Raw genomic sequence first — 23,142 nt, 5'->3', positions numbered from 1 at the left:
GGGATGCGCCCCTCATGCATGCGCCTGGGCTTCAGCGCCCGTGCTGCGGATGTCAGTTGTGCCCGAAGCGCTTCTGCCGGCCCTTGCGGGCGAGGTCGCCGGGGGTCATCGCCGGGGTGGGCTGCTCGGCCGGCGACTCCATCGGAGCCTGCGGGGCCTGCTGCTGCCCACGCGGGGACTGGGGCTGCTTACGGTCACGGTTCTTGTTCTTGGCCATGGTGATGCCTCCTGTGGGGGATCTAGGGGCCAGGGCCGGGACCAGATTCACATAGGCCGTAACGCGCCGCATGTCGGACAATTACCGTCTGTAACAAGGTTGGTCGGCGTGCGCCCGGGGCGCGACCACAAGCCGATTCCCACAAACGCCACGCCGAAGATCGAGTTCGGGCCGTTAACCCTCGCGCGGTCGGGCAGACTCGAAGGAAGCCCGAAGCAAACCTCCCGGGAAGAGGGTGAGTCGCGTGGACCGCTGCATCGTCCTGGTGGACGCCGGGTATCTGCTGGGGGCCGCCGCCAGCCTCCTCGCCGGAGAGCCATCGCGGTCCCGGATCACCGTCGACCACACCGCCCTCATCCAGGGGCTCAGGGAACGCGCCGAATCGGACACCCAGCAGCCGCTGCTGCGCATCTACTGGTTCGACGGCGCCCCCGACCGCGTCCCGCAGCCCGAGCACCGGCGGCTGCGCGTGATGCCCCGGGTCACCGTCCGGCTGGGCGCGCTGACCCGCAGTGACGGCCGCTGGGCGCAGAAGGGCGTGGACGCCGCGATGCACGCCGAACTGACCGAGCTGGCCCGCAACCGGGCCTGCTCCGACGTGGTGCTGGTGACCGGGGACGGTGATCTGCTGCCGGGCATGATGGCCGCCAAGGAGCACGGGGTGGCCGTCCATCTGTGGGCCGTACAGGCCGCCGACGGCGACTACAACCAGTCCGAGGACCTGGTCGCCGAGGCCGACGAGCGGCGGGTGCTGGACCGGGCGTGGATCACCAAGGCCGTCCGGGCGAAGGAACTGGGCGGGGTCTGCGCGCCGCCGCCCGCGCCGCGCCCGGAGATCGCCGCGATCCTCTCCGCGCCGCTGCCCGAGTCCGCGCTCGGCGGGGCCGAGCGGTCCGCCGAGGAGGCCCCGCACCCGGCGCCCGCCGCCGCGCAGAACGGCGGGGAGGAGCGGGTGCCGACGTCGAAGGGCGTGCCGACGCCCAAGGACCTGGCCGCGCTGCGGACGCACGGCGCCCAGCCGGCCGCCCAGCACCCCGCCACCGCGACGCTGCGCTGGTCGTCGGACAAAGGGTGGGTGGACCGCCCCGGGGTCGCCTCCGAGCCGCCCGAGGCCCTCGCCATGCCGACCCTCGCCCAGCTGACCACCGCCGAGCAGCGGTGGGCCGACCGGGAGGAGGACATCACCACCGTCGGCGGGGATCCGTACGAGGTGGGGCAGGTCTTCGCCCGGCGGTGGATCTCCCGGCTCGGCGACCAGGGGCATCTCCAGCGGCTGTCCGGGATGTACCCCCGGATCCCGCACCGCGTCGACGGCGAGCTGCTGCGCTACGCCGCCCGGTTCGGGCTGCTGGCCCACAAGGACGACCAGATCGACGAGCACGACCGGTATGCGATCCGGGCGGGATTCTGGCGCGAGGTGGACGCCCGCACCGGGGCGGAGCACGCGCCGGCCGGCGAGTAGGCGAAGAGCGCGGAGCTGCGGCGATCGCGGCGGAATGACGCGGTCCCGGTGGATTTGGGGGTGTGGAGGGCGCCCCGGGCGCGGACGCCGGGCCGGGACCCCGTAGTCTCGTCCCTTGTGAGTACGCGCGCGGCACAGGTCTTCGGGGACAGTGGTGAGGTCGTGTGCGCGGTGCGCGGACTGACCAAGACCTACCCCGCGAGCCGGGGGCGACGCGGTGTCCCGGCGACGCCCGCGGTGCGGGCCACCGACGACGTACGGCTCGAGGTGCGCCGGGGTGAGATCTTCGGGCTGCTCGGGCCGAACGGGGCCGGCAAGTCCACCCTCGTCCGCCAGCTGACCGGGCTGATGCGCCCTGACAGCGGCAGCGTGGAGATCCTCGGCCACGACATCGTGCGCCACCCCGAGCGCGCCTCCCGCATCCTCGCCTACCTCGGCCAGGAGTCCACCGCCCTGGACGAGCTGACCGTCTCGCTCGCCGCCGAGACCACCGGGCGGCTGCGCGGCCTGGACGTACGGCGGGCGCGGGCCGAGCGGGACGCCGTACTCGACGAACTCGGGCTCGGCCCGATCGCCGGGCGGCCGCTGAGGAAGCTGTCCGGCGGGCAGCGGCGGCTGGCCTGCTTCGCCGCCGCGCTGGTGGGCGAACGGCCGCTGCTGGTGCTGGACGAGCCGACCGCCGCGATGGACCCGGTGGCGCGGCGCGCGGTGTGGTCCGCCGTCGACCGGCGGCGGGCCGAGCGGGGCACCACGGTCGTGCTGGTCACTCACAACGTCATCGAGGCGGAGACCGTCCTCGACCGGGTCGCCGTGCTCGACCAGGGCCGGGTGATCGCCTGTGACACGCCCACCGGGCTCAAGGAGCGGGTGGCCGGCGAGGTCCGGGTCGATCTGGTCTGGCGGGAGCGCGCGCCGCTGGACGTGCCCGAGGTCGCCGCGCTGCGGGACCGGGCCGAGGAGTCCGGGCGCCGCTGGACGCTGCGGCTGGCCCCCGAGGAGGCCCGCGCGGTCGTCTCCACCGTCACCGGCGGGGCCGCCTTCGCCGCGCTGGACGACTTCACGCTGACCACGCCGAGCCTGGAGGACGTGTACATGGCGCTGGGCGGGGCCGCGCGGCAGGGACTGGTGAAGGCATGAGCACCCGGGCCGCCGCATCCGTACGGGACAGGGCCACCGCCGGAGGGAACGCCGCAGTGAAGAGGAGCAGCACGACGTGAGTGTCGTACCCGCAGAGGTTCTGCCGGGCAGTGCCCTGGCCGCGGACGAGGTGGCCCGTCCGGCCGCCGAGCTGGCGCCGCCCGCCCGGCTGTGGCCGTCGCTGTGCGCCGTGTACCGGGCGCAGCTGTCGCGGGCGCGGGTGGCGCGGATCCCGCTGCTGTTCGTGGCGACCTTCCAGTCCGTCGGCATCATGATCATGATGCGGGGTGTCGTCGACGGCGGCGGCGAGGCGCAGTCGGTCGTGGCCGGTTCGTCCGTCGTGGTCGTCGCCTTCGTGGCGCTGAACCTGCTCGCCCAGTACTTCGGGCAGCTGCGGGCCACCGGCGGGCTGGACCACTACGCCACGCTGCCGGTGCCGCCCGCGGCGGTGGTGCTCGGGGCGGCGGGGGCGTACGCCTCCTTCACCGTGCCGGGGACCTTCGTGACCGCCGTCTTCGGGTGCCTGCTCTTCGGCCTGCCGCTCACCCACCTCTGGATCCTCTTCGCGGTCATCCCGCTCGCCGGCGCGGCGCTCGCCGGGCTCGGGGCCGCGTGCGGGCTGCTCGCGCCGCGGCCGGAGCTGGCCACGCTGCTCGGGCAGCTGGGCATGTCGGCGGCGCTGCTGCTGGGGGTGCTGCCGCCCGAGCGGATGCCGGAGATCATCCGGCTCGCGCGGGATCTGCTGCCGTCGACCTACGGCGTGGAGGCGTACGCGCGGACCTTCTCGGCCGATCCGGACTGGGCCGTCGTCGCCGCCGATCTCGCGGTGTGCGCCGGGGTCGGGGTGATCTCGCTGGCCGTCGCGACGTGGGCGTACCGGCGGGCCGCCGTCCGGTGACGCGGGCCGTGGGCGGGCCTGGCACGATGTCAGGGTGACAGCACCGTTGACTCCGCCTCCGCCGCCGCACGAACAGTCCGCGCACCGTCAGTGGCCGCCTTCGGCCGCCGCCGGGGCGTACGGGGGTGCCGCGTACGGAGCCCACGGAGGGCAGGGACAGGACGGCCCCGGGATGAAGACCGAAGTGCGGGAGGCCGCCGTGATCACGGTGGCGGTGGCGCTCGGTGGGGTGCTGCTCGGCGTGCTGTGGAACTGGCTGGCGCCTCGGGTTCCGCTGGTCGGGGACGTCGTGGACGGCAGCTGGGTGGTGTACGTCAAGGACACCGAGGGGGAGCAGGCGGCCGGGGTCGACGGAACGTTCACTCTGCTGGCACTGGCGTTCGGTGTGCTCAGTGGGGCGGTGGTGTTCCTGCTGCGGCGGCGCGGGGGTGTGCCGGTCGTGGTGGCGCTGGGGCTCGGGGGATTGCTCGCGTCGCTGCTCGCCTGGCGGGTGGGGGTCTGGCTCGGGCCCGCGCAGGATGTGCTGGCGCATGCGAAGGATGTGGGGCGGGGGGTGACGTTCTCCGCGCCGGTGAAGCTGGGGGCGAAGGGGGCGTTGCTGGCGTGGCCGTTGGGGGCGTTGCTGGTGCATCTGGGGTTGACGGCGTTGTTCGGGCCTCGGGATCCGGAGCCGCCGTATGGGTACGGGCCGGTGGGGCCTGGGGCTGCGGCGCGTTGAGTTGTACCCGGCGTTGTCGCTGAGGTACCGGCGTTGCGCAGCCCGGCGTGACGGGGTGCCGCCGCGCCCACCCTCCCCCAAGCTCTCGGCTTCGCTCGAGCAGGGGGGACCCCCATCGCCCCAGGCGGCACGCATGCCCGCGGCTATACCAAGGGGCTTCGCCTAGGGACGGCCGATTGGGGCCAGTGTCGCGTTTGTCAGGGTGGCCAGGTCCTTCGGGGCCAGTTCGACCTCCAGGCCCCGGCGGCCCGCCGAGATGCAGATCGTGTCGTGGGTGGTGGCCGAGGTGTCGAGGACCGTGGGGAGTTTCTTGCGCTGGCCCAGCGGGGAGATGCCGCCCCGGACGTAGCCGGTGGTGCGTTCCGCCAGGGCCGGGTCGGCCATCGTCGCGCGCTTGCCGCCGACCGCCGCCGCCAGGGCCTTCAGGTCCAGCTGGCCCGCCACCGGCACCACTGCCACGGTGAGGTCGCCGTCCACGTCCGCGACCAGGGTCTTGAAGACCCGCTCCGGGGAGACGCCCATCGCCTCGGCCGCCTCCTCGCCGTACGACGGGTGGGAGGGGTCGTGGTCGTAGGCGTGGACCGTGTACTCCACGCCCGCCGCCGTCAGCGCCACCGTCGCGGGCGTGCCGCCGGACTGCTGCTGCTTCTTCGACTTCTTCGCCATCGGGTCCCGGTCTTCAGTTCAGGCTCGTCGGCCCGCGGGTCAGGTCCACCGCGGGCAGCGAGGGCAGCGTACGGATGATCGCCGTCTCCGCGCGAAGGAGTTTCAGCTCGTCGCGCAGCCGGGACGCGGTGTCCGGTGCCTGGAGGAGCCGCTGCTTGGTCGGGATGTCCAGCATCATCGCGGCCGCGACCAGGTAGGACACGACCGACGGCTCGTCGGGCAGGTCCCCGCCGGTCGCCAGCGACCGCTCCCGCGCCCCCGCGAGGCGCTTCTGGTACTGGCGGAACGCCCGCAGCACGCCCTCGGCCAGCGCGCCCGCCTCGTCGCCCGGTTCCTCGGGCAGCTCCTGCAGCTCGGCCGTGAGGTACGGCCCGGAGGCGTCCACCGAGAGCAGCCGTACCCGGGTCGTCCCGGTCGCCAGCACCTCGAAGGTGCCGTCGGCCCGCTCCCGGATGGTGGCCGCGTCGGCCACGCAGCCGATGCCGTGGAAGGCCTTGACGGGGTCCGGGCCGAACCCGGCGGCGGGCCCCCGCTCCGGCAGGGCCGTCGGATCGGGCATGCCGGGCGCGCTCGGCGCCACCTCGTGGCCGTCGCGGATCGCCACGACGGCGAAGCGGCGCGGTTCGTCCTCGGGGGTCTTCAGCAGCGCGCGCATCATGGCGCGGTAGCGCTCCTCGAAGACGTTCAGCGGGAGGACGAGTCCCGGGAACAGCACCGAGTTGAGGGGGAAGAGCGGCAGCCGGACGGTGGTCACGAGCCAAGAGCCTAATGGTCGCCGGCCCCGGTGCGTCCGCCCCGCCCACGAACCGGGCAGGCCAGAGCCCTCCGGGCTTGGCCAGGTCCGTGCCAGGCTCCGCTCGGGTGGGCCGTGAGGCACCGCATCCCGCAGCCGGGCTGATCCACACGACAAGCCTTAGTTCCGGCGCAGCAGCCGCGTCGCCCCCGCCGCCACCGTCGTCGCCAGCACCCAGCCCAGCAGGACCAGTGCCGCTCCCAGCCACTGCCAGCCGCCGCGCAGCTGCCAGACGTTCGCGTGGCCGAGGTCGATGACGGGGAGGAGGAGGTCGAGGGCGAAGAGGGCCGGGTTCCAGGGCGGTCGGGCGGCGTTGCCGCCGCCGGTCTCGGGCCGCCCGGCGTACGCGAAGGCCAGGGAGCCCGCCGCCCACAGCACCGCCATCCACACGGCGGCGCGCCCCGGCCGGTAGCCGTAGGCCACGGTCCAGTCCTGCAGGTACCCCACGATCTTCGCGGCGGGCGGCAGCGTCTCGCGGCGCCGCCGCTGTTTGGCGAGCAGCACCTCGCGGGCGTCCTCGTCCTCGCCGCCGGCCCGCAGCACGGCGGCGAGGCGCTCGTACGGGTCCGGGTTGTACTCGGCGGTCGCCGCGGCCACCCACTCCAGCCGCTCGGCCAGCGGGAAGGGGCCCTGCGGCACCAGGTTCTCGTAGGTGAAGCCGGGCATGTGCAGATTGCCGGGGCCCGGCCAGCTGTCCGCCCGGTCGACGAGGTTGACGATCCGCGCACCGGACAGCACCACCTTGCCCCGCTGCGGGCGTTCCCCGAGGAAGCGCAGCTCGGGCACCTGGAGACGGCGCAGGGACAGCTCCTGCTCGTCGGTGAAGACGAGCCGGGCGCCGTCGAAGTCGACCGCGTCGCCGAACCGGCCGTCGTCCAGCCGTAACCCGCCCTGGCACTCGAACCGCTGGACGCGGGTGCCCTGAGCGGGGGTCCGGCCGCTCAGCTGGAGGCCGCCGACGCCCGCCGGGGTCAGGTACAGGGTGCGCTCGACGGTGAGCTGCGGGGCGTTGAGCGCGAGCCTGCCGTACGGGTTGCGCAGCCGGGCGCCGCGCAGGCTGAGCGACACGCCGACGGTGGCGCTGCGCAGGCTCAGCTCGCCGTGCGACTCCAGCAGCTCGGCCTGGAGGTCCTGCCCCACGGTCATGCCGTCCCCGGCGACGGACCGGCCGCTGCGGTCGCGGTACACGATCGCCTGATTGAGCAGCAGGTCCGTGCCGATCTGCGCGTCGGTGAGCCGGATCCCGCTCAGGAACCGGGAGCGCGGCAGATGCAGATCGCCCTCGGTGTGCACCCGGGCGGCCTCCAGCCGCGGCACCGAGCAGTTGACCAGCCGCACGGTGGTGAAGCGGGCCTCCGGCAGCCGGACCTCCCGCTCGAAGCGGCACCCGGTCAGCTCCACGTACGGCACCACGACACCGCCCGCCAGGTCCATCGTGTCGCTGATCAGCACCCCCGCCAGCTTCAGCGAGGACACCCGGCCGGCCAGCGCGGGCGGTCCGTCCAGCAGCAGCCAGCACACGATGCGCGCCCGCACGGTCCGCTCCGGGCCCCAGGGGTGCCCGCCGTGCGGATCGTCGACGACGGAGTCGCCGCTGCGCAGGTCGTAGACGGTGCCGTTGCGGAAGGCCTGCCACATGCCGGCCTCGGCGGCGGTCAGATCGTCCGGGATGTCCCCGGCCCGCAGGGCTGCCCCCTCGGTCACAGCCGTTCCTTCCTCCTCGGGTACTCGCGAGTTCGCCTCTTCGTACACCTGTTCATGCCCGCTCTGTGACGCGTGGAACACGCAAGGTGAGGAGGATCCGCCGAGGCCGGGCGGGGTTCTGTATCAGCCATTGATACGCGCGGACGGCCGCCGGCTCCGGTCTGCGAGAATTGAGCCTGTGATCTCCCGAATCGATCTGCGCGGCGACGCCCTCCCGGAGGGTCCCGCCCTGCGCGACCTGCTGCCCCGAGCCGACTTCGACGTTCAGGCCGCCCTGGAGAAGGTGCGTCCGATCTGCGAGGCCGTGCATCATCGGGGTGACGCGGCGCTGATCGACTTCGCCGAGAAGTTCGACGCCGTCAAGCTCGACCAGGTCCGGGTGCCGGCCGCGGCGCTCACCCGGGCCCTGGAGGAACTGGACCCGGCCGTGCGCGCGGCCCTGGAGGAGACCATCCGCCGCGCCCGGCTCGTCCACCGCGCCCAGCGCCGCTCCACCCACACCACCCAGGTGGTGCCCGGCGGCTCGGTCACCGAGAAGTGGGTGCCCGTGGACCGCGTGGGGCTGTACGCGCCGGGCGGCCGCTCCGTCTACCCGTCCTCCGTGGTGATGAACGTCGTGCCCGCCCAGGAGGCCGGCGTCGAGTCCATCGCGCTCGCCTCCCCGGCCCAGGCCGAGTTCGACGGCCTCCCGCACCCGACGATCCTCGCCGCGTGCGCGCTGCTCGGCGTGGACGAGGTGTACGCGGCCGGCGGCGCCACGGCCGTCGCGATGTTCGCGTACGGCACCGAGTCCTGCCCGCCCGCCAACATGGTCACCGGCCCCGGCAATATCTGGGTCGCCGCCGCCAAGCGTTACTTCACCGGCAAGATCGGCATCGACGCCGAGGCCGGACCGACCGAGATCGCGATCCTCGCCGACTCGACCGCCGACCCGGTGCACGTCGCCGCCGACCTGATCAGCCAGGCCGAGCACGACCCGCTGGCGGCGGCCGTGCTGGTCACCGACTCCGTCGAGCTCGCGGAGGCCGTCGAGAAGGAGCTGGAGCCGCAGGTCGCGGCGACCAAGCACATCGACGACCGGATCGTGCCGGCCCTCAAGGGCAAGCAGTCCGCGATCGTGCTGGTCGACGGTGTCGAGGAGGGCCTGCGGGTGGTCGACGCGTACGGCGCCGAGCACCTGGAGATCCAGACCGCCGACGCGGCCGCCGTGGCCGACCGCGTGCGCAACGCCGGCGCGATCTTCATCGGCCCCTGGGCACCGGTCTCGCTCGGCGACTACGCCGCCGGGTCCAACCACGTGCTGCCGACCGGCGGCTGCGCCTGCCACTCCTCGGGTCTGTCCGTGCAGTCCTTCCTGCGCGGCATCCACATCGTCGACTACACGAAGGACGCGCTGGCCGAGGTCGCGCATCACGTGGTGACGCTGGCGGAGGCGGAGGACCTGCCGGCGCACGGCGCGGCGATCAAGGCCCGGTTCGGGTGGAAGGTTCCTGAAGGCAAGTGACTGGCAACTCCTCTGTGTCCCCATGGGACGAGCTCCCCGTCCGTGACGAGCTGCGCGGCAAGTCCCCGTACGGCGCGCCCCAGCTCGACGTCCCCGTACGGCTCAACACCAACGAGAACCCCTACCCGCTGCCCGAGCCGCTGGTCGAGCGGATCGCCGAGCGGGTGCGCGAGGCCGCCCGGAACCTCAACCGCTACCCGGACCGCGACGCCGTGGAGCTGCGCACCAAACTCGCGGAGTACCTGACGAACACCTCCGGGTACGAGGTGGGCCTCGCCAACGTCTGGGCCGCCAACGGTTCCAACGAGGTCATCCAGCAGTTGCTCCAGACCTTCGGCGGGCCGGGCCGCACCGCGATCGGCTTCGAGCCGTCGTACTCGATGCACGGCCTCATCGCGCGCGGGACGGGCACCGGATGGATCTCGGGTCCGCGCAACGACGACTTCACCATCGACGTCGACGCGGCCGAGAAGGCCATCGCCGAGCACCGGCCGGACGTCGTCTTCATCACCACCCCCAACAACCCCACCGGCAACGCGGTCCCGCCGGAGACGGTCCTCGCGCTGTACGAGGCCGCGCAGGCGGCGAAGCCGTCGATGGTGGTGGTCGACGAGGCGTATATCGAGTTCAGCCACGGCGACTCGCTGCTGCCGCTCCTCGAAGGCCGGCCGCATCTCGTCATCTCCCGCACGATGTCGAAGGCGTTCGGCGCGGCGGGCCTGCGCCTCGGCTACCTCGCCGCGCATCCGGCGGTGGTGGACGCCGTCCAGCTGGTCCGCCTGCCGTACCACCTGTCGGCCGTCACCCAGGCGACCGCCCTGGCCGCCCTGGAGCACACCGACACCCTGCTCGGCTATGTCGAGCAGCTGAAGGCCGAGCGGGACCGCCTGGTGAGCGAGCTGCTGGCGATCGGCTACGAGGTCACGGCCTCGGACGCCAACTTCGTGCAGTTCGGCCGGTTCGCCGACGCCCACGAGGTCTGGCAGAAGATCCTCGACCGGGGCGTCCTGGTCCGGGACAACGGCGTACCGGGGTGGCTGCGGGTCACGGCCGGCACCCCCGAAGAGAACGACGCGTTCCTCGACGCGGTCCGTGAGTTGAAGAAGGAGCAGAGCGCATGAACCGCGTAGGACGCGTGGAGCGGGTGACGAAGGAGACCTCGGTGCTCGTCGAGATAAACCTCGACGGCACCGGCCAGGTCGATGTGTCGACCGGTGTCGGCTTCTACGACCACATGCTCGACCAGCTCGGCCGGCACGGTCTGTTCGACCTGACCGTGAAGACCGAGGGCGACCTGCACATCGACTCCCACCACACCATCGAGGACACCGCCCTCGCGCTGGGCGCCGCCTTCAAGCAGGCGCTCGGCGACAAGGTGGGGATCTACCGCTTCGGCAACTGCACGGTCCCGCTGGACGAGTCCCTCGCCCAGGTGACCGTCGACCTGTCCGGCCGCCCCTACCTCGTGCACACCGAGCCCGAGAACATGGCGCCGATGATCGGCGAGTACGACACCACGATGACCCGGCACATCCTGGAGTCCTTCGTCGCCCAGGCGCAGATCGCGCTGCACGTGCACGTGCCGTACGGCCGCAACGCGCACCACATCGTGGAGTGCCAGTTCAAGGCCCTGGCCCGCGCCCTGCGATACGCCTCCGAGCGCGACCCGCGCGCGGCGGGCATCCTTCCCTCCACGAAGGGCGCGCTGTGAACGGGACCTCTACTGCCCTGATCGTCGTCGGCCTCTTCCTCATCGGCGGCATCATTTCCTTCGTGAAGCAGAAGATGCCCACGAGCCTCATCGTGCTGCTGTCCGTCGGCGCCGCGATGTGTCTCGTCGCGGGCGTCATGCGGCTGGAGGTGTGGAATTGAGCACCAAGAGCGTCGTGGTCTTCGACTACGGCTTCGGCAACGTCCGCTCCGCCGAGCGCGCCCTCGCCCGCGCGGGAGCCGACGTCGAGATAACGCGTGACTTCGACAAGGCCATGAACGCGGACGGCCTGCTGGTGCCGGGCGTCGGTGCCTTCGCCGCCTGCATGGGGGGCCTGAAGGAGGCCCGCGGCGACTGGATCGTCGAACGGCGGCTGGCCGGCGGGCGTCCCGTGATGGGCATCTGCGTCGGCATGCAGATCCTCTTCGCCCGCGGCATCGAGCACGGCGTGGAGACCGACGGCCTCGGCGAGTGGCCGGGCTCGGTCGAGCCGTTGCAGGCCGACATCGTGCCCCACATGGGCTGGAACACCGTGGACGCGCCGCCCGCCTCCGAACTGTTCGCCGGCCTGGACGCGGACGCGCGCTTCTACTTCGTGCACTCCTACGCCGTCCACGACTGGACGCTGGAGACCGAGAACCCGGTGATGACCGCACCGCTGGTCACCTGGTCCACGCACGGCAAGCCCTTCGTGGCCGCCGTGGAGAACGGCGCCCTGTGGGCCACGCAGTTCCACCCCGAGAAGTCCGGCGACGCCGGAGCGCAGCTGCTCACCAACTGGATCGGAACCCTGTAGAGACATGGCCAAGCTCGAACTGCTCCCCGCCGTCGACGTCCGCGACGGCCAGGCCGTCCGCCTCGTGCACGGCGAGTCCGGCACCGAGACCTCGTACGGCTCGCCCCTGGAGGCCGCCCTGGCCTGGCAGCGGGCGGGCGCCGAGTGGCTGCACCTGGTCGACCTGGACGCGGCTTTCGGCACCGGCGACAACCGTGAGCTGATCGCCGAGGTCACGAAGGCGATGGACATCAAGGTGGAGCTGTCCGGCGGCATCCGCGACGACGCCTCCCTGGCCGCCGCGCTCGCCACCGGCTGCACCCGCGTCAACCTCGGCACGGCCGCCCTGGAGACCCCGGAGTGGGTCGCCAAGGTCATCGCCGAGCACGGCGACAAGATCGCGGTCGGTCTCGACGTCCGCGGCACGACCCTGCGCGGCCGCGGCTGGACCCGCGACGGCGGCGACCTCTACGAGACGCTGGACCGTCTCAACAAGGAGGGCTGCGCGCGGTACGTCGTCACCGACATCGCCAAGGACGGCACCCTGCAGGGCCCCAACCTGGAGCTGCTGAAGAACGTCTGCGCGGCGACGGACCGCCCGGTCGTGGCCTCCGGCGGCGTGTCGTCTCTGGACGACCTGCGCGCCATCTCCGAGCTGGTCCCCCTCGGTGTCGAGGGCGCCATCGTCGGGAAGGCCCTCTACGCCAAGGCGTTCACCCTGGAAGAGGCCCTGGAGGCAGTGGCGTCATGACGTCCGAAGCCGTGCGGCGCGTGCAGAGCGGAAGCCCCTGGGAGGAGTCCTTCGGTTTCGCACGCGCCGTCGCGGCGGGCGACCGCGTCCTGGTGGGCGGCACGACGTCCTTCAAGGGGCGCGTGCTGTACGGCGAGGGCGACCCGTACGAACAGGCCAAGGTGGCCTTCACCAGCGCGATCGAGGCGATCGGCGAGTTCGGGCTCGGCATCGAGTCCGTGGTCCGCACCCGGATGTACCTGACACATCCGCGGGATGTGGACGAGGTGGGCCGCGCCCACAAGGAACTCTTCGACTCGGTGCGGCCGGTGTCCACCCTCCTGGTGGTGGAGGGCTTCGTGGACCCGCGCATCCTGGTCGAAGTCGAAGTAGAGGCATTCAGAGGAGCCGAGCAGTCATGACCCTGGCGGTCCGAGTCATCCCCTGCCTGGACGTGGACAACGGCCGGGTCGTCAAGGGCGTCAACTTCCAGAACCTGCGCGACGCGGGCGACCCCGTCGAGATGGCGAAGGTGTACGACGCCGAGGGCGCCGACGAGCTGACGTTCCTGGACATCACCGCGTCCTCGGGCAACCGCGAGACGACCTACGACGTGGTGCGCCGCACCGCCGAGCAGGTGTTCATCCCGCTCACCGTCGGCGGCGGCGTGCGCACGGCCGAGGACGTGGACCGGCTGCTGCGCGCGGGCGCGGACAAGGTCGGCGTCAACACGGCCGCGATCGCCCGCCCCGACCTGATCCGGGAGATCGCCGAGCGCTTCGGCCGGCAGGTGCTGGTCCTGTCGGTGGACGCCCGCCGCACGCCGTCCGGCTCCTTCGAGGTGACGACGCACGGCGGCCGCAAGGGCACCGGCATCGACGCCGTCGAGTGGGCGCACCGGGCCGCCGAGCTGGGCGCGGGCGAGATCCTGCTGAACTCGATGGACGCCGACGGCACCAAGGACGGCTACGACCTGGAGATGATCCGGGCCGTCCGCAAGCACGTGACGATCCCCGTGATCGCCTCCGGCGGCGCCGGCAAGCTCGCCGACTTCCCCCCGGCGATCGAGGCGGGCGCGGACGCGGTGCTCGCGGCGTCCGTGTTCCACTTCGGCGACCTGCGGATCGGCGAGGTCAAGGAGGCCCTGCGGGAGGCGGGCCACCTGGTGCGGTGACGCGCCACACGCCCTTCGGTCAGATGCCCAGCTGCTTGCTGCCGTGCAGGCGTTCGATCGCGTCCGCGTCGCCGTCCAGGTCCACCTTGGCCGCGTCCTGCCGGCCGTAGAGGAACAGCAGCAGCTCGGACGGCTCACCGGTCACCGTCACCACCGGCGTGCCCCGGTGGGCGACGGCGGTCTGGCCGTCGGGGCGGCGCAGGACCAGCCCGGTGGGGGCGCTCCGGCCCATCAGACGGGCGGTGCGCTCCATCCGGGACCACAGGGCGTCCTGGAAGACCGGGTCGAGCACCCGCGCGGTCCAGTCCGGCTGGGCGCGGCGGACATCCTCGGTGTGGACGTAGAACTCGACCGTGTTCGACATCTCGTCGATCTGCTTGAGCGCGAACGGCGAGAAGCGGGGCGGGCCGGTGCGGATGAGCTGGATCAGCTCCTCGTACGGCTTCGCCGCGAACTCCTCCATCGCCTTCTCCAGGCGTGGCGCGAGCTGCTTGATGAGCATCCCCCCGGCGGCGTCGGGGCGGCGCTCGCGCACCACCACGTGCGCGGCCAGGTCCCGGGTGAGCCAGCCCTCGCACAGGGTGGGGGCCTCTGGACCCGCGGTTTCCAAGAGGTCGGCGAGGAGGAGCCGTTCACGCTTGGCAAAGGTCGACATGCGATTCAGCCTACGACCGGTCCGATGGTCCGCCCACCCGTCACCCGGCCACCACCCCTCAACGAGGCGCTTCCGCGCCGCCCCGCCCATCTGATGGACGCCGCGCCGTGACCGTCCGTGGCGCGCGGCACAATGGCACACATGACCAGCACGCCTCCGCCCAGCAGGCCCAGCAGCCTGGACCCCGAGATCGCCGCGCGCCTCAAGCGCAGCGCCGACGGTCTCCTGCCCGCCATCGCCCAGCAGTACGACACCGGAGAGGTGCTCATGCTCGGCTGGATGGACGACGAGGCGCTGCATCGGACCCTGACCACCGGCCGCTGCACCTACTGGTCGCGCAGCCGCCAGGAGTACTGGGTCAAGGGCGACACATCCGGTCACGTCCAGTGGGTGAAGTCCGTCGCCCTGGACTGCGACGCGGACACCGTGCTCGTCAAGGTCGACCAGGTCGGCGCCGCCTGCCACACCGGTGCCCGCACCTGCTTCGACGAGGACGTACTGCTCAAGGACGCCGGCGCGCCGGCCTCGGATCAGTAAGGTCGGCGCCCATGGACCTCGAGACGTTCCGCAAGCTCGCCACCGACCGCCGCGTCATCCCCGTCACCCGCAAGCTCCTCGCCGACGGCGACACCCCGGTCGCGCTCTACCGCAAGCTCGCCGCCGAGCGCCCCGGCACCTTCCTCCTGGAGTCCGCGGAGAACGGCCGCTCGTGGTCCCGCTACTCCTTCGTCGGCGTGCGCTCGGCGGCCACACTCACCGAGCGCGACGGCCAGGTCCACTGGCTGGGCGCCCCGCCCGTCGGCGTCCCCGTCGACGGCGACCCGCTCGCCGCCCTGCGCGCCACCGTCGAGGCGCTGCACACCCCGCACCAGGAGGGCATGCCGCCCTTCACCGGCGGCATGGTCGGCTACCTCGGCTACGACATCGTGCGCCGCCTGGAGAAGATCGGCCCCGGCGAGCGCGACGACCTGAAGCTCCCCGAGCTGACCATGCTCCTGACCAGCGACCTCGCGGTGATGGACCACTGGGAGGGCTCCGTCCTGCTGATCGCCAACGCGATCAACCACAACGACCTGGACACCGGCGTCGACGAGGCCTACGCGGACGCCGTGGCCCGCCTCGACGCCATGGAGGCGGACCTTTCCCGCGCGGTCGCCCAGCCGCCCGCCGTCCTGCCGCCCTCCGAGCTGCCGGAGTACACCGCGCTGTGGGGCGGCACCGACTTCCAGGCGGCCGTCGAGGACATCAAGGAGCGCATCCGCGCGGGCGAGGCGTTCCAGGTGGTGCCCTCGCAGCGGTTCGAGACACCGTGCACGGCAAGCGCGCTGGACGTCTACCGGGTGCTGCGGGCGACGAACCCGTCGCCGTACATGTACCTCTTCCGCTTCGACGGGTTCGACGTGGTCGGCTCGTCCCCCGAGGCGCTCGTCAAGGTCGAGGACGGGCGGGCCATGGTGCACCCCATCGCCGGCACCCGCTGGCGCGGCGCCACCCCGCAGGAGGACCAGGCCCTCGCCGACGAACTGCTCGCCGACCCCAAGGAGCGCGCCGAGCACCTGATGCTCGTCGACCTGGGCCGCAACGACCTGGGCCGGGTCTGCGAGCCGGGCTCGGTCGAGGTCGTCGACTTCATGTCCATCGAGCGGTACTCGCACGTGATGCACATCGTCTCCACGGTGACCGGCAAGGTCGCCGCGGGCCGCACCGCGTTCGACGTGCTGACCGCCTGCTTCCCGGCCGGCACCCTCTCCGGTGCCCCGAAGCCGCGCGCGATGCAGATCATCGACGAGCTGGAGCCGTCCCGGCGCGGCCTGTACGGCGGCTGTGTCGGCTACCTCGACTTCGCGGGCGACTCCGACACCGCCATCGCCATCCGCACCGCCCTGCTGCGCGACGGCACCGCCTACGTCCAGGCGGGCGCCGGCATCGTCGCCGACTCCGACCCGGTCGCCGAGGACACCGAGTGCCGCAACAAGGCGGCGGCGGTCCTCCGCGCGGTCCACACCGCCAACCGGCTCGGCAAGTAGGGCGCGGATCACGTGAGCCCCGGGTGACGGTTCGCCCGGGGTTCAGGCGATAGTGGAGTACGTGACTGCCGTACCTCACCCCCGTACCGAAGCCGTACGACCCGCGCGGGCCGGACGCCGGAGTCTCGCTCTGGCGCTGCTGTCCGGCGCGCTCGGCGCGGCCGTGGCGCTCCTCGCCACCCGCCAGCAGTGGTCGGAGGGCACCGCGACGGTGGCCGGCGGCTCCTTCCCCCTGACCGCCAAGGGCAGCGACGTCACCGGCGTCCCGGCGGCCCTGGCCATAGTGGGCCTCGCCGCGCTCGTCGCCGTCTTCGCCGTCCGCCGAGCAGGCCGTTTCCTGGTCGCCGCGCTGCTCACGCTGTCCGGCGTCGGCACCGTCGTGGCCGCCGTGCTCGGCGCTTCCGACACCGCCGCGCTCGACGAGCAGGCCGCCCGCGCCTCCGGCGACACCTCCGCCACCGTGCACGCGCTCAGCCACACCGCGTGGCCGTACGTCGCGGCCGTCGGCGGCGTGCTGATCGTGCTGGCCGGACTGCTCGCCCTGCGCTACGGCCGGCTGTGGCCCGCCATGTCGGGCCGCTACGAGCGCTCCGGCGCGCCCCGCCCGCGCCGCGCCGCCCCGGCCGTCGACCCCGACCGGCCCGAGGACCTGTGGAAGGCTCTGGACCGCGGCGAGGACCCGACGGGCACCGGCCCGGCCTGACCCCCCGCCGCGGCCCGGTCCCGATGTGGCGAAACAGACGCGCCCTCGGGGCCACCCCCGCGCATGCCACGGGCGGGCGTACGGGACAATGGACGGCGAGCGTCAGGCTCACACACGTACACGGCTACGAGGAGCAAGCAATGGCGGACAGCAGCCACGGGCACGGTCACACCCCGGCCGCCTGGACCGGTGTCATCATCGCCTTCATCGGTTTCACCGTCGCGGGTGCCTTCATGGTGATGGCCAACCCGCTGGGCTTCTGGGGCGGCATGGCCATCGTGGTCCTCGGCGGTGTCGTGGGCGGCGTGATGCGCGCCATGGGCCTGGGCATGCCGAAGGCGCACCCCCTGAAGATGGTCGAGGGCGCCACCGTCAAGGCGAAGCCGGCCGCCACCGCGACCCGCGAGCCGGTCGCCGCCGAGAGCTGATCCGACGCGGCACACACAGCGACATCGAGGGGCGGCCCACGGGCCGCCCCTCGCGCGTGTCCGCCCCGCGCGGGGCACAATGCGAGGCGTGACCGCCGACCGCCGCACCACGACACCGAAACCGCCCCTGGCCCGGCTGGCCGTGCCCGCCGGGGTGCTGGCGGCCGTCGCCGGAGCCTTCGCCTACGTCGGAGCCGTGGACCCCAACGAACCCGGCCACTACCCCGCCTGCCCGCTGCTGCGCCTCACCGGCCTCTACTGCCCCGGCTGCGGCGGCCTGCGCAGCGCCCACGCCGTCGTCCACGGCGATCTGGCGACCGCGCTCCAGGCCAACGCGGTGGCGGTCGCGGGGTATGTCGTGTTCGCCGTGGCATGGACCGTATGGGTGGTCCGCGCGGCCCGCGGCCGGCCACTCCGCCTCGACCTGCGCTCCGCGCACCTCTGGACCGTCGGCGCGTTGCTGCTGGTCTTCACCGTTGTCCGGAACCTGCCGTTCGGCGGCTGGTTGCATCCTTGATCATCGGACGGATGTCCAGGTAGTGGGACCGCCGTCAACCGGATGCGGGGCCTTCGCCCTCCTCCGGATACCATCGCTATGACCATAGGTTTCGACCGACCGCTGTGACAGTCAGCCGACTGGAAGGGGGCCGCTCGCGTGAGTGTGCTCGACGAGATCATCGACGGAGTCCGTGCCGACCTCGCGGAGCGGCAGGCGCGCGTCAGCCTCGACGAGCTCAAGGAGCGCGCGGCGAAGGCTCCCGCCGCCAAGGACGGGGTCGCCGCGCTCAAGGGCGACGGCGTCAAGGTGATCTGCGAGGTCAAGCGCTCCAGCCCGTCCAAGGGCGCGCTGGCCGCGATCGCCGACCCCGCGGGCCTCGCCGCGGACTACGAGGCGGGCGGCGCGGCCGTCATCTCCGTCCTCACCGAACAGCGCCGCTTCGGCGGCTCCCTCGCCGACCTGGAGGCGGTCCGCGCGCGCGTGGACATCCCGGTGCTGCGCAAGGACTTCATCGTCACCTCGTACCAGCTGTGGGAGGCCCGCGCCTACGGCGCCGACCTGGCGCTGCTGATCGTGGCGGCCCTGGACCAGCCCGCGCTGGAGTCGCTGATCGAGCGCGCGGTCTCCATCGGCCTGACCCCGCTCGTCGAGGTCCACGACGAGGACGAGGTCGAGCGCGCGGTCGACGCGGGCGCCAAGGTCATCGGCGTCAACGCGCGCAACCTCAAGACCCTGGAGGTCGACCGCGGCACCTTCGAGCGGGTGGCGCCGGAGATCCCCGACAACATCGTCAAGGTCGCCGAGTCCGGCGTGCGCGGCCCGCACGACCTCATCGCCTACGCCAACGCCGGCGCCGACGCCGTCCTGGTCGGCGAGTCCCTGGTCACGGGCAAGGACCCGAAGACGGCCGTCGCCGACCTGGTGGCCGCGGGCGAACATCCCGCACTCCGCCACGGGCGGGGCTGAACTCCCGCTAGGCTGTGCCCCGATGACTGTCTCGATCACCATGGCGACCAGGGACCCGTATGCCCGCCTCGCGCGCGGCTGCCGGCCCCGAGGCTGCCGTGCCCCGGCCCGCCGGGTGCACGGCCGCCGAGTGCGCTACGTCATCGGTGACGAACCTGGGCAGGTAAACGGCCGTCGATGGCAGCGCGCCCCTTAGGGGCGCGGGGAACTGCGCGACCAGCCACAATCGGCCCGCAGTCAACACATCATCTCCGCCCCCACGGCGAATAGTGTCTTTTCACCACACTCACCGTGAGGCTCAAGCATGCCCAGCAACTTCTTCATCCCCGACCCGGAGGGTCAAGTCCCGAGTGCCGAAGGCTACTTCGGCGACTTCGGCGGCAAGTTCATCCCGGAGGCCCTCGTCGCCGCCGTGGACGAGGTCGCCGTCGAGTACGACAAGGCCAAGCAGGACCCCGAGTTCGCCCGAGAGCTCGACGACCTGCTGGTCAACTACACCGGCCGCCCCAGCGCGCTGACCGAGGTCCCGAGATTCGCCGAGCACGCCGGCGGCGCCCGGATCTTCCTCAAGCGCGAGGACCTGAACCACACCGGCTCCCACAAGATCAACAACGTCCTCGGCCAGGCCCTGCTCACCAAGCGCATGGGCAAGACCCGCGTCATCGCCGAGACCGGCGCCGGCCAGCACGGCGTCGCCACGGCGACCGCCTGCGCGCTCTTCGGCCTCGAGTGCACGATCTACATGGGCGAGATCGACACCCAGCGGCAGGCCCTCAACGTGGCCCGCATGCGCATGCTCGGCGCCGAGGTCATCGCCGTGAAGTCGGGCAGCCGCACCCTGAAGGACGCCATCAACGAGGCGTTCCGCGACTGGGTCGCCAACGTCGACCACACCCACTACCTGTTCGGCACGGTCGCGGGTCCCCACCCCTTCCCGGCCATGGTCCGCGACTTCCACCGGGTCATCGGCGTCGAGGCCCGCCGCCAGCTCCTGGAGCGCGCCGGACGCCTGCCCGACGCCGCCATCGCCTGCGTCGGCGGCGGCTCCAACGCGATCGGCCTGTTCCACGCGTTCATCCCCGACGAGGGCGTCCGCCTCGTCGGCTGCGAGCCCGCCGGGCACGGTGTCGAGACCGGCGAGCACGCGGCGACCCTGACCGCCGGCGAGCCCGGCATCCTGCACGGCTCCCGTTCCTACGTCCTCCAGGACGACGAAGGCCAGATCACCGAGCCGTACTCGATCTCGGCCGGTCTGGACTACCCGGGCATCGGCCCCGAGCACTCCTACCTCAAGGACACCGGCCGCGCCGAGTACCGCGCGGTCACCGACGACGCGGCCATGCAGGCGCTGCGCCTGCTGTCCCGTACCGAGGGCATCATCCCCGCCATCGAGAGCGCCCACGCCCTGGCCGGCGCCCTGGAGGTCGGCAGGGAACTGGGCGAGGACGGGCTGATCGTGGTCAACCTGTCCGGCCGCGGCGACAAGGACATGGACACCGCCGCGCGCTACTTCGGTCTGTACGACACCGACGCCGAGGTCGCCGAGGACGCCTCCGGCACCGCCGAGATCGAGGGGGACGCCAAGTGAGCGGGAAGATCCAGCTGCTGACCGACACCCTCGCCGCGGCGAAGGCCGAGGGCCGCTCCGCCCTCATCGCCTACCTCCCGGCCGGGTTCCCGACCGTGGACGGCGGCATCGAGGCGATCAAGGCCGTCCTGGAGGGCGGCGCGGACGTCGTCGAGGTCGGTCTGCCGCACAGCGACCCGGTCCTCGACGGCCCGGTCATCCAGACCGCCGACGACATCGCCCTGCGCGGCGGCGTGAAGATCGCGGACGTCATGCGCACGGTCCGCGAGGCGTCCGCCGCGACCGGCAAGCCGGTCCTCGTGATGACGTACTGGAACCCCATCGACCGCTACGGCGTCGAGCGCTTCACCGCCGAGCTGGCCGAGGCGGGCGGCGCGGGCTGCATCCTGCCCGACCTGCCCGTGCAGGAGTCGGCGCTGTGGAGGGAGCACGCCGAGAAGCACGGTCTCGCGACCGTGTTCGTGGTGGCGCCCAGCAGCAAGGACGAGCGGCTCGCCGAGATCACCGCGGCGGGCAGCGGCTTCGTGTACGCCGCCTCACTGATGGGTGTCACGGGCACCCGTGAGTCGGTCGGCGCGCAGGCGCAGAACCTGGTGGAGCGCACCCGCGCCACCACCGAGCTGCCGGTCTGCGTCGGGCTCGGCGTGTCCAACGCGGCCCAGGCCGCCGAGGTGGCCGGGTTCGCCGACGGGGTGATCGTCGGGTCCGCCTTCGTCAAGCGGATGCTGGACGCCCCGGACCACGCGGCCGGCGTCGAGGCCGTCCGCGCGCTCGCGGGCGAGCTGGCGAAGGGCGTGCGCGGACAGGCGTAGCGACGGGACGTACGGACGAGACGTCACACACGTGACGTAACGGAGACGATCTTCGTACGGGTCGCTCGAACGGGTGGTCCTGGAGCCGGGGAGGCGCGCTGCGCCTCCCCGGTTCGTTCTGCGGGGTGTGAGCGAGAAGAACCGTGACGGAAAGCGCACCGCCCGGGAACGGCTGGCGGCGGAGCGCGAGAAGCAGAAGGCCGCGGAGAAGCGGCGGCGGGCGCTGATCGTGGGTGCGAGCGTCGTCTGCGTCCTGGGCCTCGCGGCGGTGATCGGCGTGGTCGCCGCCAACGCCGGCAAGGACGACGGCGACAGGGCGGGCCCGGTCGTGGCCCCGTCGGGCGCCAACGGCGAGGACAGCCTGGTCATCCCGGTCGGCGAGAGCGGCGCCAAGTCGACGCTCACCGTCTGGGAGGACTTCCGCTGCCCGGCCTGCAAGTCCTTCGAGACGAACTACCGCTCGACGATCCACGAGCTGACCGACGCCGGACAGCTGAAGGTCGAGTACCGCCTGGCCACGATCATCGACGGCAACATGGGCGGCAGCGGCTCGCGCAACGCGGCCAACGCCGCGGCCTGCGCCCAGGACGCCGGCAAGTTCGTCGAGTACCACGACGTGCTGTTCGACAACCAGCCCCCGGAAACCGACGACGCGTTCGCCGAGAACGCCAAGCTGATCGAGCTGGCGGGCAAGGTCGACGGCCTCGACACGCCCGCGTTCCGCAAGTGTGTCGAGGACGGCACGCACAACGCCTGGGTCGACAAGTCCGCGCAGGCCTTCAGCACCGGCGGCTTCAGAGGCACCCCGACCGTCCTGCTCAACGGCGCGAACATCTACGAGGACCGGACGATGACCCCGGCCAAGCTCAAGCAGCAGGTGCAGGAGGCGGCCAAGGGATGACGCGGGGTACCCGCCCGTTATGGACCCGTAGCCGGGCTGCCCGCCGCCGGGCCGGTCCGGCACGGTAGCGTCGACCTTGCCATGGAACTTGCCTACATTCCCAGCCCGTCGCGCGGGGTGATCCACCTCGGCCCCATTCCGCTGCGCGGCTACGCGTTCTGCATCATCATCGGTGTCTTCGTTGCCGTCTGGCTCGGCAACAAACGATGGATCGCCCGCGGCGGGAGGGCCGGCACGGTCGCCGACATCGCTGTCTGGGCGGTGCCGTTCGGCCTGATCGGCGGCCGGCTGTACCACGTGATCACGGACTACCAGCTGTACTTCAGCGAGGGCCGTGACTGGGTGGACGCCTTCAAGATCTGGGAGGGCGGCCTCGGCATCTGGGGCGCGATCGCGCTCGGCGCGCTGGGCGCGTGGATCGGCTGCCGCCGCCGCGGCATCCCGCTCCCCGCCTACGCCGATGCCATCGCACCCGGCATCGCCTTCGCGCAGGCGATCGGCCGCTGGGGCAACTGGTTCAACCAGGAGCTGTACGGGCGGGAGACCGACCTGCCGTGGGCACTGCACATCACCTCCACCGCCGACGGCCGGATCCCCGGCTACTACCACCCGACGTTCCTGTACGAGTCGCTGTGGTGCGTGGGCGTGGCGCTGCTGGTGATCTGGGCCGACCGGCGCTTCAAGCTGGGCCACGGCCGGGCGTTCGCACTGTACGTCGCCGCGTACTGCGCGGGCCGGTTCTGGATCGAGTACATGCGCGTCGACGACGCCCACGAGATCCTGGGCCTGCGCCTGAACAACTGGACCGCGCTGGTCGTCTTCCTGCTCGCCGTGATCTACATCGTGGTGTCGGCGAAGAAGCGGCCGGGACGGGAAGAGGTCGTGGAGCCCGGTGCCTCCGGCGGTGAGGACGCCGAGGACAAGGCCGCCGAGGACAAGGCCGCCGAGGACAAGGACAAGAACGCGGACGCGGACCTCGAGGACGAGGCCGAGTCCGCGAAGAAGACCTGACGGTCGCCATATGCCGCCGAGGGCGCCCGGAGATCCTCCGGGCGCCCTCGGCGTGTGCGGTAC

At 72.4% G+C, this 23,142-nt stretch carries 28 protein-coding genes; 23 read left to right on the top strand and 5 right to left on the bottom strand.

Translation table 11 applies throughout. The annotated features are described in order from the left end of the window. Nucleotides 1–52: 52 nt before the first annotated feature. A complete protein-coding gene (locus ACZ42A_RS00725) occupies nt 53–217 on the bottom strand; it encodes a hypothetical protein (RefSeq protein WP_468524946.1) in 165 nt (54 codons plus the stop codon). Nucleotides 218–461: 244 nt separating this feature from the next. Here ACZ42A_RS00725 and ACZ42A_RS00720 point away from each other — a divergent pair, with 244 nt between their 5' ends. The 4 genes from ACZ42A_RS00720 to ACZ42A_RS00705 all read left to right on the top strand — a co-directional run bounded on the left by ACZ42A_RS00720 (nt 462) and on the right by ACZ42A_RS00705 (nt 4,432). Next, on the top strand, nt 462–1,679 hold the full coding sequence (locus ACZ42A_RS00720) for an NYN domain-containing protein (protein WP_468524945.1): 1,218 nt from the start codon (nt 462–464) through the stop codon (nt 1,677–1,679). A gap of 162 nt (nt 1,680–1,841) precedes the next feature. Then, a complete protein-coding gene (locus ACZ42A_RS00715; protein ID WP_468526100.1) occupies nt 1,842–2,816 on the top strand; it encodes an ABC transporter ATP-binding protein in 975 nt (324 codons plus the stop codon). A gap of 76 nt (nt 2,817–2,892) precedes the next feature. Further along, complete coding sequence (locus ACZ42A_RS00710) at nt 2,893–3,714, top strand: ABC transporter permease (protein ID WP_468524944.1); 822 nt, start codon at nt 2,893–2,895, stop codon at nt 3,712–3,714. Nucleotides 3,715–3,748: 34 nt separating this feature from the next. Then, on the top strand, nt 3,749–4,432 hold the full coding sequence (locus ACZ42A_RS00705) for an AAA family ATPase (protein ID WP_468524943.1): 684 nt from the start codon (nt 3,749–3,751) through the stop codon (nt 4,430–4,432). A gap of 162 nt (nt 4,433–4,594) precedes the next feature. Here the strand turns inward: ACZ42A_RS00705 and ybaK are convergent, their stop codons facing one another. The 3 genes from ybaK to ACZ42A_RS00690 all read right to left on the bottom strand — a co-directional run bounded on the left by ybaK (nt 4,595) and on the right by ACZ42A_RS00690 (nt 7,595). After that, nucleotides 4,595–5,098 (bottom strand): Cys-tRNA(Pro) deacylase, encoded by a 504-nt coding sequence (gene ybaK / locus ACZ42A_RS00700; protein WP_468524942.1) that lies wholly within the window; start codon nt 5,096–5,098, stop codon nt 4,595–4,597. Between the two features lie 13 nt (nt 5,099–5,111). Continuing rightward, on the bottom strand, nt 5,112–5,852 hold the full coding sequence (locus ACZ42A_RS00695; RefSeq protein ID WP_468524941.1) for an LON peptidase substrate-binding domain-containing protein: 741 nt from the start codon (nt 5,850–5,852) through the stop codon (nt 5,112–5,114). Nucleotides 5,853–6,011: 159 nt separating this feature from the next. Next, nucleotides 6,012–7,595, bottom strand: a complete 1,584-nt coding sequence (locus ACZ42A_RS00690; protein ID WP_468524940.1) for an oxidoreductase — start codon at nt 7,593–7,595, stop codon at nt 6,012–6,014. Between the two features lie 178 nt (nt 7,596–7,773). On the opposite strand from ACZ42A_RS00690, the gene hisD reads away from it, so the two are divergent. Genes hisD through hisF form a run of 8 tightly spaced genes read left to right on the top strand, consistent with a single transcriptional unit; the run spans nt 7,774 to nt 13,489 of the window. Further along, the gene (gene hisD / locus ACZ42A_RS00685) at nt 7,774–9,099 is read left to right on the top strand and encodes a histidinol dehydrogenase (RefSeq protein WP_468524939.1); all 1,326 of its coding nucleotides are present in this window, start codon (nt 7,774–7,776) and stop codon (nt 9,097–9,099) included. Between the two features lie 14 nt (nt 9,100–9,113). Next, nucleotides 9,114–10,220: a histidinol-phosphate transaminase gene (locus tag ACZ42A_RS00680; protein ID WP_468524938.1), complete on the top strand. Its 1,107-nt coding sequence runs from the start codon at nt 9,114–9,116 to the stop codon at nt 10,218–10,220. Next, nucleotides 10,217–10,810, top strand: a complete 594-nt coding sequence (hisB, locus tag ACZ42A_RS00675) for an imidazoleglycerol-phosphate dehydratase HisB (RefSeq protein WP_037889654.1) — start codon at nt 10,217–10,219, stop codon at nt 10,808–10,810. Before ACZ42A_RS00680 ends, hisB begins: the two co-directional genes overlap by 4 nt. Further along, complete coding sequence (locus tag ACZ42A_RS00670) at nt 10,807–10,971, top strand: hypothetical protein (RefSeq protein ID WP_468524937.1); 165 nt, start codon at nt 10,807–10,809, stop codon at nt 10,969–10,971. The genes hisB and ACZ42A_RS00670 overlap by 4 nt, the downstream gene beginning before the upstream one ends. Beyond that, nucleotides 10,962–11,606, top strand: a complete 645-nt coding sequence (gene hisH, locus ACZ42A_RS00665) for an imidazole glycerol phosphate synthase subunit HisH (protein WP_468524936.1) — start codon at nt 10,962–10,964, stop codon at nt 11,604–11,606. Before ACZ42A_RS00670 ends, hisH begins: the two co-directional genes overlap by 10 nt. Before the next feature lie 4 nt (nt 11,607–11,610). After that, entirely contained in the window at nt 11,611–12,336 is a 726-nt protein-coding gene (gene priA / locus ACZ42A_RS00660) for a bifunctional 1-(5-phosphoribosyl)-5-((5-phosphoribosylamino)methylideneamino)imidazole-4-carboxamide isomerase/phosphoribosylanthranilate isomerase PriA (RefSeq protein WP_468524935.1), read from the top strand. Next, nucleotides 12,333–12,737 (top strand): RidA family protein, encoded by a 405-nt coding sequence (locus ACZ42A_RS00655; RefSeq protein ID WP_468524934.1) that lies wholly within the window; start codon nt 12,333–12,335, stop codon nt 12,735–12,737. Before priA ends, ACZ42A_RS00655 begins: the two co-directional genes overlap by 4 nt. After that, nucleotides 12,734–13,489, top strand: coding sequence for an imidazole glycerol phosphate synthase subunit HisF (hisF, locus tag ACZ42A_RS00650; protein ID WP_468524933.1), 756 nt, complete (start codon nt 12,734–12,736; stop codon nt 13,487–13,489). The genes ACZ42A_RS00655 and hisF overlap by 4 nt, the downstream gene beginning before the upstream one ends. Before the next feature lie 19 nt (nt 13,490–13,508). Here hisF and ACZ42A_RS00645 read toward each other — a convergent pair whose 3' ends face one another. Further along, entirely contained in the window at nt 13,509–14,144 is a 636-nt protein-coding gene (locus tag ACZ42A_RS00645) for a TIGR03085 family metal-binding protein (RefSeq protein WP_468524932.1), read from the bottom strand. A 141-nt stretch (nt 14,145–14,285) separates the two neighbouring features. Between ACZ42A_RS00645 and hisI the strand changes: the two genes are divergently transcribed. The 11 genes from hisI to lgt all read left to right on the top strand — a co-directional run bounded on the left by hisI (nt 14,286) and on the right by lgt (nt 23,079). Then, a complete protein-coding gene (gene hisI / locus ACZ42A_RS00640; protein ID WP_165997583.1) occupies nt 14,286–14,681 on the top strand; it encodes a phosphoribosyl-AMP cyclohydrolase in 396 nt (131 codons plus the stop codon). 11 nt (nt 14,682–14,692) lie between these two features. Beyond that, a complete protein-coding gene (locus ACZ42A_RS00635) occupies nt 14,693–16,171 on the top strand; it encodes an anthranilate synthase component I (RefSeq protein ID WP_468524931.1) in 1,479 nt (492 codons plus the stop codon). A 52-nt stretch (nt 16,172–16,223) separates the two neighbouring features. Further along, the gene (locus ACZ42A_RS00630) at nt 16,224–16,874 is read left to right on the top strand and encodes a TIGR02234 family membrane protein (RefSeq protein ID WP_468524930.1); all 651 of its coding nucleotides are present in this window, start codon (nt 16,224–16,226) and stop codon (nt 16,872–16,874) included. 140 nt (nt 16,875–17,014) lie between these two features. Continuing rightward, a complete protein-coding gene (locus tag ACZ42A_RS00625; protein ID WP_468524929.1) occupies nt 17,015–17,302 on the top strand; it encodes an HGxxPAAW family protein in 288 nt (95 codons plus the stop codon). Between the two features lie 79 nt (nt 17,303–17,381). Next, complete coding sequence (locus ACZ42A_RS00620) at nt 17,382–17,819, top strand: DUF2752 domain-containing protein (RefSeq protein ID WP_468524928.1); 438 nt, start codon at nt 17,382–17,384, stop codon at nt 17,817–17,819. A 138-nt stretch (nt 17,820–17,957) separates the two neighbouring features. Then, nucleotides 17,958–18,767: an indole-3-glycerol phosphate synthase TrpC gene (gene trpC, locus ACZ42A_RS00615; RefSeq protein ID WP_468524927.1), complete on the top strand. Its 810-nt coding sequence runs from the start codon at nt 17,958–17,960 to the stop codon at nt 18,765–18,767. A 22-nt stretch (nt 18,768–18,789) separates the two neighbouring features. Then, nucleotides 18,790–18,963, top strand: a complete 174-nt coding sequence (gene trpM / locus ACZ42A_RS00610) for a tryptophan biosynthesis modulator TrpM (protein WP_468524926.1) — start codon at nt 18,790–18,792, stop codon at nt 18,961–18,963. 108 nt (nt 18,964–19,071) lie between these two features. Continuing rightward, nucleotides 19,072–20,355, top strand: coding sequence for a tryptophan synthase subunit beta (gene trpB, locus ACZ42A_RS00605; protein ID WP_468524925.1), 1,284 nt, complete (start codon nt 19,072–19,074; stop codon nt 20,353–20,355). Then, complete coding sequence (trpA, locus tag ACZ42A_RS00600) at nt 20,352–21,167, top strand: tryptophan synthase subunit alpha (RefSeq protein ID WP_468524924.1); 816 nt, start codon at nt 20,352–20,354, stop codon at nt 21,165–21,167. Before trpB ends, trpA begins: the two co-directional genes overlap by 4 nt. Before the next feature lie 127 nt (nt 21,168–21,294). Next, entirely contained in the window at nt 21,295–22,068 is a 774-nt protein-coding gene (locus ACZ42A_RS00595; protein ID WP_468524923.1) for a DsbA family protein, read from the top strand. A gap of 81 nt (nt 22,069–22,149) precedes the next feature. Next, nucleotides 22,150–23,079 (top strand): prolipoprotein diacylglyceryl transferase, encoded by a 930-nt coding sequence (gene lgt, locus ACZ42A_RS00590; RefSeq protein ID WP_468524922.1) that lies wholly within the window; start codon nt 22,150–22,152, stop codon nt 23,077–23,079. Nucleotides 23,080–23,142: the final 63 nt, after the last annotated feature.

This window comes from Streptomyces sp. NPDC030838 (genome assembly GCF_055572035.1).
Note: the sequence above shows the minus strand (reverse complement) of the source record. Positions and strands in the feature narration are given on the sequence as shown.

Bases quoted from the DNA above. Each gene is read 5' to 3' on its own strand.
- ACZ42A_RS00725 (WP_468524946.1), bottom strand. From the start codon at position 217: ATGGCCAAGAACAAGAACCGTGACCGTAAGCAGCCCCAGTCCCCGCGT.
- ybaK (WP_468524942.1), bottom strand. From the start codon at position 5,098: ATGGCGAAGAAGTCGAAGAAGCAGCAGCAGTCCGGCGGCACGCCCGCG.
- hisB (WP_037889654.1), top strand. From the start codon at position 10,217: ATGAACCGCGTAGGACGCGTGGAGCGGGTGACGAAGGAGACCTCGGTG.
- priA (WP_468524935.1), top strand. From the start codon at position 11,611: ATGGCCAAGCTCGAACTGCTCCCCGCCGTCGACGTCCGCGACGGCCAG.
- ACZ42A_RS00655 (WP_468524934.1), top strand. From the start codon at position 12,333: ATGACGTCCGAAGCCGTGCGGCGCGTGCAGAGCGGAAGCCCCTGGGAG.
- hisF (WP_468524933.1), top strand. From the start codon at position 12,734: ATGACCCTGGCGGTCCGAGTCATCCCCTGCCTGGACGTGGACAACGGC.
- ACZ42A_RS00645 (WP_468524932.1), bottom strand. From the start codon at position 14,144: ATGTCGACCTTTGCCAAGCGTGAACGGCTCCTCCTCGCCGACCTCTTG.
- hisI (WP_165997583.1), top strand. From the start codon at position 14,286: ATGACCAGCACGCCTCCGCCCAGCAGGCCCAGCAGCCTGGACCCCGAG.
- ACZ42A_RS00635 (WP_468524931.1), top strand. From the start codon at position 14,693: ATGGACCTCGAGACGTTCCGCAAGCTCGCCACCGACCGCCGCGTCATC.
- ACZ42A_RS00625 (WP_468524929.1), top strand. From the start codon at position 17,015: ATGGCGGACAGCAGCCACGGGCACGGTCACACCCCGGCCGCCTGGACC.
- ACZ42A_RS00620 (WP_468524928.1), top strand. From the start codon at position 17,382: ATGCGAGGCGTGACCGCCGACCGCCGCACCACGACACCGAAACCGCCC.
- trpM (WP_468524926.1), top strand. From the start codon at position 18,790: ATGACTGTCTCGATCACCATGGCGACCAGGGACCCGTATGCCCGCCTC.
- trpB (WP_468524925.1), top strand. From the start codon at position 19,072: ATGCCCAGCAACTTCTTCATCCCCGACCCGGAGGGTCAAGTCCCGAGT.
- lgt (WP_468524922.1), top strand. From the start codon at position 22,150: ATGGAACTTGCCTACATTCCCAGCCCGTCGCGCGGGGTGATCCACCTC.